This is a genomic window from Duganella alba, from assembly GCF_009674495.1.
In the GTDB taxonomy this organism is placed as follows: Bacteria; Pseudomonadota; Gammaproteobacteria; order Burkholderiales; family Burkholderiaceae_D; genus Rugamonas; species Rugamonas alba.
In genome coordinates this window covers 1-12,214 of the sequence record NZ_WKJN01000059.1, presented here as the reverse complement: position 1 = coordinate 12,214, position 12,214 = coordinate 1, and the positions used below count along the sequence as shown (strand labels likewise).

Sequence of the window (12,214 nt, the reverse complement as noted above, 5' to 3'; positions counted from 1 at the left end):
CCGCCAACCTCGGCGCGGCCGATGTCGCCCGGCTGGCGGCGGCGGCCGAAGCCGTGCTGCACGACGCCGAGGCCGATACGCTGGCCATGCCGACCGCCCTCAACCGGCTGGAGCAGGCGCTGGCCCTGGTCGCCCGCACCGCCCGCAACCTGGCCGCGCCGCGTCCGGATATTCCTACAAGCAACACTCCCCCTTCTGACCTGGCGCAAAAGCTGGCGGAGTTACAAGGTTTGCTTCAGAATAACAATCTGAAAGCACTGGAACATTTCAAGGCCCTGCGGCCGGCGCTGGCGTCGACCGGGCAGGCGCAGGCCTTGGGTGAAGCCGTGGAAACCCTCAACTTCAAGGTCGCACGCCAGATGGTGGAAGAAATGTTGCAGCGAAAGGAAAGTGCATGACTTGGACCGACCTGGCCAGGAACGGACGGATACTCGTGGTCGACGACGCCATGGAAAACATCCAGATCCTGCACCACGCGCTGCGCGAAGAACACGAAGTGCTGTTCGCGCTGGACGGCGAGCAAGCCTTGCAGATCGCCCACGACCAGCAGCCGGACCTGATCCTGCTCGACGCCGTGATGCCCGGCATGGACGGCTACGCGGTGGTGGCGGCGTTGCGCAGCTCGCCCCGGCTGCAGGACATCCCGGTCATCTTCGTCACCGCGCTGAGCCAGCCGGAAGATGAAACGCGGGCGCTGGAAGCCGGCGCGGTCGACTTCATCAGCAAGCCGTTCAACGTGGCCGTGGTGCGCGCGCGCGTGCGCAGCCAGCTGACCATCAAGCGCCAGGGCGACGCCATGCGCGAACTGAGCATGACCGACGGCCTGACCGGCGTCGCCAACCGCCGCAACTTCAACGACACCGTCGATGCCGAATGGCGCCGCTGCGCGCGCGCCGGCCTGCCGCTGTCGGTGATCATGATCGACATCGACCACTTCAAGCTGTACAACGATCACTACGGCCACCAGGCCGGCGACGCCTGCCTGCAACAGGTGAGCGCCGCCATGAAGCGCTGCGCCACCCGTCCACAGGACATGCTGGCGCGCTACGGCGGCGAGGAATTCATCCTGCTGCTGCCGCAGGAAGGCGCCGACGGCACCGAAGTGGTGGCCAACCGCATCCTGGAAGAAGTGCGCAAGCTCGACATCCCCCACGCCGCCTCGCTGACGGCGCCGCACGTCAGCGTCAGCATGGGCCTGGCCACCGCCCAGCCGCCGCTCGAAGGCAACGATCCCAGCCCGCTGATCCGCATCGCCGACAACAACCTCTACCGCGCCAAGCAGACCGGGCGCAACCGGTATTGCCTCAGCCTCGACAGCTAGCCCATCATGATCATTCGTGCCGCGCATCCCCCACTTCCCACCGAGGCATTGGAGAAACGCCGGGCACAGATTTATCCCATCCTCAGCAAGGCCGACCTGCGCCGCGTCCGCCACTTCGGCCCCGAGCGCCAGTTCGAGGCCGGTGAGCGGATTTATCAGGCCGGACAGCAAACGCCGGGCACGCTCTTCATTCTGGAAGGCCGGATTGCGGTCTACCGCAACGACGGCTTCAGCTCGGACAGCTTGATGGCGACCTTGCAGGCCGGCCAGTTCAGCGACGAGATCGGCCAGCTGTCGGACCGCCCTTCGATGGCCGACGGCATCGCCGTCGACCGCGTGACAGCCGTGGTCCTGTCGTCCGAAGCGCTGCGCGCCTTGCTGGTGGCCCACGCCGACCTGGGCGAGCTGATGATACGCTCGCTCATCCTGCGCAGCGTTGCGCTGCTGGAGCGGAATTCGGGCGGTCCGGTTTTCATCGGGCCGCCGGGCCATGCGCGCATCCATGCGCTGCAAAGCTTCTTGACCGCCAATTCCCATCCCTACACCGTGCTCGATCCGCAGGCTGATGCGCGTGCCGCGGCACTGGTCGCCGCCGAGCAGCCGGGCGTGAACGACTGGCCGCTGGTGATCTGTCCGGGCGTCGGCCTTCGGAAAAATCCCTCCATTGCCGAGCTGGGCCGCTGCATCGGCATGCTCAGGCACTTGAGCGAAGACACGGTCTGGGACCTGATCATTGTCGGCGGCGGGCCGGCCGGTCTGGCCTCTGCCGTGTACGCCGCGTCCGAAGGGCTGTCGGTGCTGGTGCTGGAAACGCGCGCCTACGGCGGCCAGGCCGGCGCCAGCGCGCGCATCGAAAATTATCTGGGTTTCCCGACCGGCATTTCCGGCGCAGGATTGACTGGCCGTGCCTACGTGCAGGCGGAAAAATTCGGCGTCGAGATCGCCATTCCCGCGCCGGCGGGACGCCTGATATGCGACAGCTGGCCCTTGCAAGTGGAAATGTGCGGCAGCCTGACGATGCTGAAGGCGCGCGCCGTGGTGCTGTCGTGCGGCGCCCGCTACCGCCGCCCCGCGCTGACTTCCCTCAAGCAGTTCGAGGGGCGTGGCGTGTATTTCTGGGCCTCCTCGGTCGAGGCCCAACTGTGCAAGATGGAAGAAATCGTGCTGGTCGGCGGCGGCAACTCGGCCGGCCAGGCGGCGGTGTATCTGGCGGCGCATGCGGCGAAAGTGCACATGCTGATCCGCAAGGACAGCCTGTCATCGACCATGTCCAGCTATCTGATCGAGCGCATCGCGGCGCATCCGAATATTGAATTGCACACCCATTCCGAAATTGTCGGGCTTGAGGGCGACGACGATGGCTTGAAGCAGGTGCGTATCCGCGACGCCCGCAGCAACCAGGAAGCGACGCGCCAGACGCGGCGCCTGTTTTTGTTCATCGGCGCCGATCCGAACACCGGCTGGCTCGACGGCTGCGGCATCGCCCTGGACCGCCACGGCTTCATTCTGACCGGCGATGAGGTTGACCAGGCCCCGTTGTGCGAGAGCAGCGATGTCGAGCAGGATTATGTCCGCAGCGTCCGCGCGCAATCGACGCTGATGACCAGCGTCCCCGGCGTCTTTGCCATCGGCGATGTGCGCGCCGGATCGACCAAGCGGGTGGCGGCCGCCGTCGGCGAAGGCGCCGCGGTGGTGGCGCAAATCCACGCCTTTCTCGCCAGCGTTCCGCCGGTCTGAGAAAAAAATGCATTCCTGAGAAGTGCCACCGCTGCCTTCTCATGCCAAGCCAGCCGTACTGATTGACGCCGATAACGCTCGGTCGTCCATCGTCAAGGAACTCCTTGACGAGGTTTCCACCTGTGCTAGTCCTGGGTTTGCTTGCCCATCATAGCCAGACAATCAATCCCACCAAACCGATAATCAGGCCCGCCTTGGTGACCTGGTAGGCGGTTTTATTCCACTCCTTGTAGCGACGGCGGTAGCGTCCCATGACATAGGAGATCGTGAACAGCTTGCTGATCACGCCGGTCTGGTCGCCTGTTTCGTTGGGTGAACTGGCGGCGGTCATGAGCGTGCGCCCCAGCCAGCGGTTGATCGCCTGGGCCCAGCGGAAGCGCATCGGACGTTCGATATCGCAGAACAGGATCACGCGGTTGGTCTCGCTGCCGTTGACGGCCCAGTGAATATAGGTTTCGTCGAAGATCACGCTCTGGCCGTCGCGCCAGCTATGGCGCTGGCCATCGACTTCGATGAAGCAGCGGTCGTCGTTCGGCGTCGAGAGGCCGAGGTGATAGCGCAGCGAGCCCGCATACGGGTCGCGGTGCGGGTTGAGCTTGGCGCCGGGCGGCAGCTCGGCAAACATCGCGGCCTTCACCGACGGAATACCGCGCAGCAGCGCCACCGTCTGCGGGCAAAAGCGCTCGGCGGACGGATGGCCGGCAGCGTACCACTTCAGGTAAAACCGCTTCCAGCCGGTTTTGAAGAAGGAATTGAAGCCGGCGTCGTTGTTTTGCTCGGCCGCCTTGATTTTTTGCAGCGCCAGCAAATTCACCGCCTCGGAACGGATGACTTGCCAGTTCTGCTGCAGCGGCGCCAGATCGGCCCATGGCTCCGGGTCCGGAAACGGCTGCGCAGGCACCCGCGAGAACACCTGCATGAACAGGTTGATCGGCGCCATGAACGACGAGTGGTCAAACAGCTGACGCATGAAAGGCAGGCGCACCTTGCCGCGAAAATGGACGTGCAGAATGCAGAGAAACAGAAAACCCACGGCAACATACTTCATATCTCATACCTCCCCACAATACCGCCCTTGCATACGTTGATGAATAGTTATTGTACTGTTCTTCGCGACTCGGCGCAGGGCAGCCACAAATTTTCCGACGCGCTTGTCGAATTGGCGTGCCATCATTCGTCGTCAGCATGAAGCAACCGTTATTCCATCCACTTTCGCCATGGGGACACTATGAACAAGCAAATCATCTTCAATCTGCCGGTCAAGGACCTGGACAAGTCCAAGGCCTTCTTTGCCGCGCTGGGTTTTACTTTCAACCAGCAATTCAGCAACGACCAAGCGGCGTTCATGGTCGTCGTGGAAGACTGCATCCAGGCCATGCTGATGACGGAGGATTTCTTCAAATCCTTCACCAACAAGGCCGTCGCGCAGGCCAGGGAGGCCAATGAAGTGATCATCTGCCTGAGCTGCGAAAGCCCGCAGGAGATCGACAGCCTGATCGCCAGGGCCGCCGCCGCCGGCGCGCGCATTCCGCATCCGCCGGAAGACCACGGTTTCATGTACGACCAGGGCTTCGAGGACCTCGACGGCCACCTGTGGAACCTGGTCTGGATGGCGCCTCAGGCCTGATCCTACGAGTGCTGCTGGAAACCGCGCTGCGCGGCAAAGCGCTCCAGGTGATGGTCCACATCGCCCAAGGTCTGCTCGATCATGGTCAGGCGCTTGAAGTGGTGGGCGGCCGGCAGTTCGTCGGTCACGCCCATGCCGCCGTGCAGCTGCACCGCCTGCTGGCCGATGAACTTGGCCGCCTGGCCGATGCGCACCTTGGCTGCCGACGCCACCCGGCGCCGCTCCTCCGCGTCGCACGACATGCGCGCCGCCACCAGCATCGCCATCGAGCGCGCCTGTTCCAGGTGGATGTACATGTCGGCCATGCGGTGCTGCAAGGCCTGGAAGCTGCCGATGGCGATGTTGAACTGCTTGCGCGTCTTCAGGTATTCCAGCGTGGCGTTGAACAGCGCATCCATCGCCCCCACCGCTTCCGCGCACAGCAGGCTGACGCCGTAGTCGGCCGCTTCTTCCAGCATGTCCCAGCCGCCGCCCATCTTGCCCAGCAGGGCCGAGGCCGGTACGGCCACATGGTTGAACTGCACCGTGGCCGCGCGCTGGCCGTCGATGGTGCGGTAGTCGCGGATCACCACGCCCGGCGTGTCGGTCGGCACCACGAACAGGCTGATGCCGTTGGTGTCGCGCTGCGTGCCGGCGCTGCGCGCGGAAACGATCAGCGCCCCGGCCTGCCCGCCGTGGACCACCACGGTCTTGGTGCCGTCGATGCGGTAGCCCTCGCCGTTGATGCTGGCGATGGTCTTGATGTCGGCCAGGTCGTAGCGCGAGTGCTTTTCGCCCAGCGCGCACGCCAGCTTCAGCTCGCCCTTGGCCACGTCCTCCAGCCGGTGATACTGGTTGTTGGCCAGTTGCAGGAACTTGGCGCCCCACACGGTGGCGAAGTACGGCTCGACCACCAGGCCGCGTCCCAGCTCCTGCATCACCACCAGCATGTCGACCGCGTTGCCGCTGAAGCCGCCCTGCGCTTCCGGCACCGGCAAGGCCGTCATGCCCAGCTCGACCAGCGTGTTCCACGCCACGTCCGACACGCCGCTCTGCGAGTGGATGATGCGGTGGCGCACGGCGAAGCTGTAATCCTTGTCGACCCAGCGGCGCAGCGCGTCGGCAAACTGCTGCTGTTCTTCCTTGAAATTGAAATCCATCGCCGCTCCCTTACAGGCCCAGAATCATCTGGGTGATGATATTTTTCTGTATCTCGTTCGAGCCACCGTAGATCGAGGTCTTGCGGTAGTTGAAGTAGTAGCCGCTCAACGGCGCCGCGGCGTCGTCGCCGGTGACGGCGTGGTCGGTCTTGCCTTCCAGGTAGTCGGTGTCGAACGGCATCGCATCCGGTCCCAGCGCCTCGACCATCAGTTCGGTCAGCTGCTGCTGGATTTCGGAGCCGCGCACTTTCAGCATCGACGCTTCCGGCCCCGGCGTGTGCGATTCGCGCGTCAGCACGCGCAGCACGGTGGTTTCCAGCGCCATCAGGTCGATCTCCAGGCTGGCGACCTTGGCGGCGAACAGCGGGTCCTGCATCAGCGGCTTGCCGTGCTTGAAGTGCTCGGAGGCGATCTTTTTCAGGAACAGCAGCTCGCGCTTGGAGCGGCCGACAGCGGTGATGCCGGTGCGCTCGTGGCCCAGCAGATACTTGGCGTAGGTCCAGCCCTTGTTCTCCTGGCCGATCAGGTTCTGCACCGGCACCTTGACGTTGTCGAAGAAGACTTCGTTCACCTCGTGGTCTTCATCCAGCATGATGATCGGCCGCACGGTGATGCCCGGCGTTTTCATGTCGATCAGCAGGAACGAGATGCCCGCCTGCTTGCTCACGCTGGTGTCGGTGCGCACCAGGCAGAAGATCATGTCGGCGTGCTGCGCCAGCGTGGTCCAGGTCTTCTGGCCGTTGACGATGTAATGGTCGCCCGCGCGCTCGGCGGTGGTTTTCAGCGAGGCCAGGTCGGAACCGGAACCCGGTTCGGAATAGCCCTGGCACCACCAGTCGTCGCAATTCAGGATGCGCGGCAGGTAGTGGGCTTTTTGCGCCTCGTTGCCGAAGGCCATGATGACCGGCGCCACCATGTTGACGCCGAACGGCAGGATCGGCGGCGTGCCGGCGCGTGCGCATTCTTCGTCCCAGATGTGGCGCTGGGTGGCGCTCCAGCCGGTGCCGCCGTATTCCACCGGCCAGGCCGGCGCCGACCAGCCCTGGCGGGCGACGATCTGGTGCCAGCGCACGTAATCCTGGCGGCTCAGGCGCAGGTGGTTGCGGACTTTCTTTTGCAGGTCGCTTGGCAGGTTGGCGTCGAGGAATGCCCGCGCCATGTCGCGAAACGCCAGATCCGCAGCCGTGTAAGTCAAATCCATGCTGTCTCCTTATTTTTTACGGCGCATAAAAAAGCACGACCGTTCCAAATGATTGTACTCCCATGTTATTTAAATGGGCGACCGTTTGACGGCATTTGTTCACTTCTCAACGAGTTTTTTCACCACGGCATGGGACGGTTTGAGGATTTTGCCGTCGTGATCGCGCGGCTGCATGGCGGCGACGCGCTTGCCGCTGGCGGTCTCTATCAATTCGGAATGCGCTTCGCCGGGCGCGAACAGGTGGCGCTCGCCCCATTGCCGCAGCGCGACGATGGCCGGGAACAGGCTCTCCCCCTTGGCGGTAAGGACGTATTCCTGGTAGGCGCTGCCGTCCGAGGCAGGCTGGATGGCGAGCAGGCCGTCGTCCACCAGCGCACTCAGGCGGTCGGACAGGATGTTGCGCGCCACGCCGAGGTTGCGCTGGAAGTCGCCGAAGCGGCGGATGCCGTCCAGCGCGTCGCGCACGATCAGCATCGACCAGCGGTCGCCGACCAGATCGACCGCGCGGGCGACCGGGCAGTCATCGTGTTGCAGGGATTTTCGTTTGGCCATGGTTGCATTTTAAAACTGGTTTACGGTAGGCTGCAAGAAGTTTTAATTTAAAACCAGATTGGAGAGCCTCATGCCACGGTCCCTTGTTTTGCTATTTGCCTGCGCCAGCGGGCTAAGTGTCGCCAATGTGTATTACGCGCAGCCGTTGCTGGATGCGCTGGCGGCGGATTTCGGCATCAGCCATGCGGCGGCCGGCGGCGTCATCACGGCAACGCAGGTGGGCAGCGTGCTGGCCTTGCTGTTGCTGGTGCCGCTGGGCGATCTGCTGCCACGGCGGCGCCTGATGCTGGCGCAGTTGATGGCGCTGGCCGCGGCGCTGGCCGGCGTCTGCATGGCGTCCACTGCGCTCGCGCTGATGGCGGGAATGCTGGCGGTCGGCATGCTGGGCACGGCGATGACGCAGGGCTTGATCGCCTACGCGGCCAGCGCCGCCGTCGAGGCCGAGCGCGGGCGTGTGGTCGGCGCGGCGCAGAGCGGCGTAGTGGCCGGGCTGCTGCTGGCGCGCGTGTTTGCCGGGCTGGTTGCAGATCGGGCCGGCTGGCGTGGCGTCTATGCCGCCTCAGCCGCGATCATGCTGGTGCTGGCCGTGCTGTTGTGGCGCCGCCTGCCGTCCCTCCTCGTGCAAGCCGATAGCCGGGCGCCGCGCTTCGCCTACGCGCGCCTGATCGCCTCCATGTTCACGCTGCTGCGGCGCAACCGCGTGCTGCAAGTACGCGGCGTGATCGCGTTGCTGATGTTTGCCGTGTTCAGCACTTTCTGGAGCGCGCTGGTGTTCCTGTTGAGCGCCCCGCCCTATGGCTACTCGCATGGCGCCATTGGCGCTTTCGGGCTGGTCGGCCTGGCCGGTGCGCTGGCTGCCGCTCGCGCCGGCAACTGGGCCGATCGGGGCCACGCGCAGGCCACCAGCGCCGCCGCGCTGCTGCTGATGCCGCTGTCCTGGCTGCTTCTGGCGCTGGCGCCGCACTCGCTGCCCGCACTGATCGCCGGCATCGTTGCGCTGGACCTGGCCGTGCAGGCGCTGCACGTCACCAACCAGAGCATGATTTTGCGCAGCGACGGCGCACACAGCCGGCTGATCGGCGCTTACATGCTGTTCTACGCCGTCGGCAGCGGCGCCGGCGCACTGGCCGCCACCACCATCTACGCGCAGGCGGGCTGGAACGGTGTCTGCCTGCTCGGCGGCGGACTGAGCCTGATCGCGCTGATGTTCTGGGCCGTCACAAAGTGGCCTGTCCGGATTGCAAAAGTGGCCGGACCAATCTAGAATGGTCTGACCAAATAAACGTTTTACTATAAAAGAGACGAAAACCCGTGACCTCCCGAACCGCCCTGATCGCGGCTGTCGCCGCATCCCTGCTCGCCCTTCCCGCCCACGCCGAAGGCCCTTACCGCAACCCGGACAACAAAAGCGTCTACGACGCCGGCGAAGGCACTTATCCGGTGCTGTACAAAAAGCCGACCGTGGCCGAGATCACCGCCTCGCTGGACCGCATCCGCGCTTATATGGAAGCGACCACGCCGACCAGAGTCGTGCACAAGGGCAGCGGCATCCAGATCACCGACTTCAGCACGCCGGTGGCCGACGCCATCGTCGAGCCGAGCAGCGCCGACTGGGGCATCCAGGTCTACGAAATGGGCGTGGTGCACGCCGGCCTGATGAAGGCCGCCGCCGTCACCGGCGACAGCAAGTACACCGCCATGACCGCGCGCCACTTCCAGTTCATGAGCGACAGGCTGCCCTACTTCAAGGCGCAGGAACAGCAGTTCCATCTGGCGCGCGCCAACAGCTTCGCGCGCGTGCTCGATCCGCGCTCGCTGGATGACGCCGGCTCCATGTGCGCCGCCATGATCCGCGCCAGGTTTGCCAAGGTCGGTCCGGACATGGGCCAGTTCATCGACGTCTGCGGCAACTGGGTCGCCAAGAAACAGTTCCGCCTGAAGGACGGCACGCTGGCGCGCCAACGTCCGCAAGCCATTTCGCTATGGGCCGACGACATGTACATGGGCGTGCCGGCGCTGGCCGAGATGGGCCACCTGACCGGCAAGCGCGAGTACTACGACGACGCCGTCAAGAACGTGCTGCAAATGACCCAATACCTGTACAACCCGCAACTGGGCCTGTACACCCACGGCTGGAACGCCAACAATCCCGACGCGCCGCGCTTCTACTGGGGCCGCGCCAACGGCTGGGCCGTGCTGACCATGAGCGACCTGCTGGACGTGCTGCCGAAGGACCATCCGGGCTATCCGAAAGTGCTGGCGCAACTGCGCGCCTCGCTGCGCGGCATCGCCGAACTGCAATCGGGCGAAGGTCTGTGGCACCAGATGCTGGACCGTAACGATTCGTACCTGGAAACCTCGGCCAGCGCCATCTTCACCTACGTGATCGCGCACGCCGTCAACGAAGGCTGGGTCAGCCCGGCGACCTATGGTTCGATCGCGCAGGCCGGCTGGGTGGGCCTGTCAAGCCGCATCAACGCGCGCGGCCAGGTGGAAGGCACCTGCGTCGGCACCACCTTCGCCAGCGACCAGATTTATTACTACAACCGCCCGGCCAGCGTCGACGCGCTGCACGGCTACGGACCGGCGCTGCTGGCCGGCGCCGAGATGATCCGCCTGATCAACAATCCGAAGATCGATATCCAGGTCAAGCTGCGCACCTACCATTACGTGCCGAAGGATTCCGGCGCCACCAACTACAGCCATGAATAAGGAGACGAACCGCATGCGTACTTACCTTTTGCCCATCGCAGCGTTGCTGGCCGGCGGCGCGGCCCAGGCCGCCGAGCTGGCCAAGATCACCGTCAGCAACGACCTGGACCTGGCGCGGCCATCGGAAACCATCGCCATTCCGTGGAGCGAGATCAACCGCGCGCTGCCGGGCGCGCTGATCCAGAAAATCGCCATCAAGGACAGCAAGGGCAACGTGCTGCCCTACCAGGTGAGCAATGTGGCGCCGCAGGCCAAGGACCCGAAAGGCATCGGCGTCGCGTATGGCGAGCTGTACTTCCAGCACAGCTTTGCGGCCGGCGAGCAGCAGGCCACCTTCACGGTCGAGAAGACCGAGACCGTTACGCAGCCGTTCGCGGCCAAGACCTTTGCGCGCTACGTGCCGGAGCGACTGGATGACTTCGCGTGGGAAAACGACCACGTCGGCCACCGCACCTACGGCCCGGCGCTGGCCGCGCCGGACACGGCCGGCGTCGGCAAGGAAGTGCTGGTCACGAGCGGCCTGGACATCTGGTTCAAACGCGTCGACTACCCGATCGTCGACCGCTGGTACAACAAGGGTCACGACCACTATCACCACGACGAGGGTGAAGGCATGGACATGTACAACGTCGGCAAGTCGCGCGGCGCCGGCGGCACCGGCGTGTGGGACGGCAAGCAGCTGTACGTCGGCCGCAACTACGCGTCGTGGAAAGTGCTGGCCAACGGCCCGATCCGCACCATCTTCGAGCTGAACTATGAAGGCTGGGATGCGGCCGGCACCAAGGTCAGCGAAGTGAAGCGCTTCACGGTCGATGCCGGCCAGGACTTCGACACCATGGACAGCACCTTCACCTTCAGCGGCCCGCAGCAGTTGAAGGTGGCGGTCGGCCTGAACAAAAAGCCGTCCGACAAGAACCAGGATGAAAAGATCGCCGTCGGCCGCGACGGCGTGGCGCTGACGCAATGGGTCACGCAAGCAACGAAGGGCGCGTTCGGCACCGCCGTCGTGCTGCCAAGCGCGAGCGCCATCGCCGAAGACCAGTTCAACGAGCTGATCGTCGCCCCGGTCGAATCCGGCAAGCCGCTGCGCTACTACATCGGCGCCGCCTGGGACCGCGCGGGCCACGCCAGGTCGGCCGCCGAGTGGCAGGAAAAAGTCAAACTGATGGCCGCCCGCGCCAGCCACCCCCTGAAAGCCACCGTCGCCCCATAAAGCAACCGGGGTCAGTGCCGACATTCGGACATTTCGCGCGCGAAATGTCCGAATGTCGGCACTGACCCCGGTTTTTGCTAATGGATAAATAGACAATGGCCGCACAATTCCGTATCCTAGACCTCGCAATACCCATTGCTATCGAGCATGGGGAATCTACGACGATGACTTGTGCGCGATCTTTTTTCTTCCTTTGCCGCAGCTGCCTGGGCCATCCTGACGCTGATGGCGGCGCTAGCGCCGCCGCCGGCCATTGCCGCGCCCACGCCCTGGCAAAAGCTGGCGCCGACCATGTTCGAACACCTGGTGCCGGCCGAGCGCGGCTTTCCCGGCCCGGTGGTGATGGCCATCGCCCAGGACGGCGACGGCTTCATCTGGATGGCCACCCAGACCGGCCTCGGCCGCTGGGACGGCTACCAGATGCGCAACTTCTTCTACCAGGCCGACGATCCCCACTCGCTGCCGGCTGACTTCGTCCAGACGCTGCATGTCGATGGCCAGGGCCGGCTGTGGCTGGGCACGCCCACCGACGGCGTCGCCATGTACGACAAGCAAACCGAACGCTTCATCCGCTACCCGGCCGGCCCCCAGGGCCTGAGCAGCCCGGCGGTCGCGGCGCTGGCCAGCGACGCGCGCGGCGGCATCTGGGTCGGTGGCGCCGCCGGCCTCGACTACATTGACGTTCCCAACGGCGGCGCCGTGCGCCACCATC

12 protein-coding genes are annotated in these 12,214 nt (G+C 64.7%); 8 read left to right on the top strand and 4 right to left on the bottom strand.

The annotated features are described in order from the left end of the window. The 3 genes from GJ695_RS29745 to GJ695_RS28550 all read left to right on the top strand — a co-directional run. Window positions 1-398 (top strand): hypothetical protein (locus tag GJ695_RS29745; protein ID WP_166455416.1); only part of this gene is annotated, 398 nt, incomplete at its 5' end. Next, window positions 395-1,321, top strand: a complete 927-nt coding sequence (locus GJ695_RS28555) for a diguanylate cyclase domain-containing protein (protein WP_154370482.1) — start codon at window positions 395-397, stop codon at window positions 1,319-1,321. The genes GJ695_RS29745 and GJ695_RS28555, both read left to right, overlap by 4 nt. Before the next feature lie 6 nt (window positions 1,322-1,327). Then, window positions 1,328-3,058, top strand: coding sequence for an FAD-dependent oxidoreductase (locus GJ695_RS28550; RefSeq protein WP_154370481.1), 1,731 nt, complete (start codon window positions 1,328-1,330; stop codon window positions 3,056-3,058). 148 nt (window positions 3,059-3,206) lie between these two features. Here the strand turns inward: GJ695_RS28550 and lpxO are convergent, their stop codons facing one another. Next, entirely contained in the window at window positions 3,207-4,106 is a 900-nt protein-coding gene (lpxO, locus tag GJ695_RS28545; protein ID WP_154370480.1) for a lipid A hydroxylase LpxO, read from the bottom strand. Between the two features lie 180 nt (window positions 4,107-4,286). Between lpxO and GJ695_RS28540 the strand changes: the two genes are divergently transcribed. Further along, window positions 4,287-4,685 carry a VOC family protein gene (locus GJ695_RS28540; protein ID WP_154370479.1) on the top strand — a complete coding sequence of 133 codons (399 nt, stop codon included), beginning with the start codon at window positions 4,287-4,289 and terminating at the stop codon, window positions 4,683-4,685. Window positions 4,686-4,687: 2 nt separating this feature from the next. On the opposite strand, the gene GJ695_RS28535 is transcribed toward GJ695_RS28540, so the two are convergent. The 3 genes from GJ695_RS28535 to GJ695_RS28525 form a co-directional block, all read right to left on the bottom strand. Then, the gene (locus GJ695_RS28535) at window positions 4,688-5,824 is read right to left on the bottom strand and encodes an acyl-CoA dehydrogenase family protein (RefSeq protein ID WP_154370478.1); all 1,137 of its coding nucleotides are present in this window, start codon (window positions 5,822-5,824) and stop codon (window positions 4,688-4,690) included. A 10-nt stretch (window positions 5,825-5,834) separates the two neighbouring features. Further along, window positions 5,835-7,025, bottom strand: a complete 1,191-nt coding sequence (locus GJ695_RS28530) for an acyl-CoA dehydrogenase family protein (protein ID WP_154370477.1) — start codon at window positions 7,023-7,025, stop codon at window positions 5,835-5,837. Window positions 7,026-7,124: 99 nt separating this feature from the next. Continuing rightward, entirely contained in the window at window positions 7,125-7,577 is a 453-nt protein-coding gene (locus GJ695_RS28525; RefSeq protein WP_154370476.1) for a winged helix-turn-helix transcriptional regulator, read from the bottom strand. A gap of 70 nt (window positions 7,578-7,647) precedes the next feature. Here GJ695_RS28525 and GJ695_RS28520 point away from each other — a divergent pair, with 70 nt between their 5' ends. From GJ695_RS28520 to GJ695_RS28505, 4 genes are all read left to right on the top strand, one after another. Beyond that, window positions 7,648-8,841 (top strand): MFS transporter, encoded by a 1,194-nt coding sequence (locus tag GJ695_RS28520; protein WP_154370475.1) that lies wholly within the window; start codon window positions 7,648-7,650, stop codon window positions 8,839-8,841. 47 nt (window positions 8,842-8,888) lie between these two features. Further along, window positions 8,889-10,289, top strand: coding sequence for a glycoside hydrolase family 88/105 protein (locus tag GJ695_RS28515; RefSeq protein WP_166455360.1), 1,401 nt, complete (start codon window positions 8,889-8,891; stop codon window positions 10,287-10,289). A 13-nt stretch (window positions 10,290-10,302) separates the two neighbouring features. Next, window positions 10,303-11,502 (top strand): BT3233 family polysaccharide utilization protein, encoded by a 1,200-nt coding sequence (locus GJ695_RS28510; protein ID WP_154370474.1) that lies wholly within the window; start codon window positions 10,303-10,305, stop codon window positions 11,500-11,502. A 171-nt stretch (window positions 11,503-11,673) separates the two neighbouring features. After that, window positions 11,674-12,214: ligand-binding sensor domain-containing protein (locus GJ695_RS28505; protein ID WP_308493597.1), on the top strand; the 541-nt coding region annotated here is incomplete at its 3' end.

Excerpts from the sequence above, each read along its gene's own strand:
- GJ695_RS28555 (WP_154370482.1), top strand. The coding sequence starts at position 395 with ATGACTTGGACCGACCTGGCCAGGAACGGACGGATACTCGTGGTCGAC.
- GJ695_RS28550 (WP_154370481.1), top strand. The coding sequence starts at position 1,328 with ATGATCATTCGTGCCGCGCATCCCCCACTTCCCACCGAGGCATTGGAG.
- lpxO (WP_154370480.1), bottom strand. The coding sequence starts at position 4,106 with ATGAAGTATGTTGCCGTGGGTTTTCTGTTTCTCTGCATTCTGCACGTC.
- GJ695_RS28540 (WP_154370479.1), top strand. The coding sequence starts at position 4,287 with ATGAACAAGCAAATCATCTTCAATCTGCCGGTCAAGGACCTGGACAAG.
- GJ695_RS28535 (WP_154370478.1), bottom strand. The coding sequence starts at position 5,824 with ATGGATTTCAATTTCAAGGAAGAACAGCAGCAGTTTGCCGACGCGCTG.
- GJ695_RS28530 (WP_154370477.1), bottom strand. The coding sequence starts at position 7,025 with ATGGATTTGACTTACACGGCTGCGGATCTGGCGTTTCGCGACATGGCG.
- GJ695_RS28525 (WP_154370476.1), bottom strand. The coding sequence starts at position 7,577 with ATGGCCAAACGAAAATCCCTGCAACACGATGACTGCCCGGTCGCCCGC.
- GJ695_RS28520 (WP_154370475.1), top strand. The coding sequence starts at position 7,648 with ATGCCACGGTCCCTTGTTTTGCTATTTGCCTGCGCCAGCGGGCTAAGT.
- GJ695_RS28510 (WP_154370474.1), top strand. The coding sequence starts at position 10,303 with ATGCGTACTTACCTTTTGCCCATCGCAGCGTTGCTGGCCGGCGGCGCG.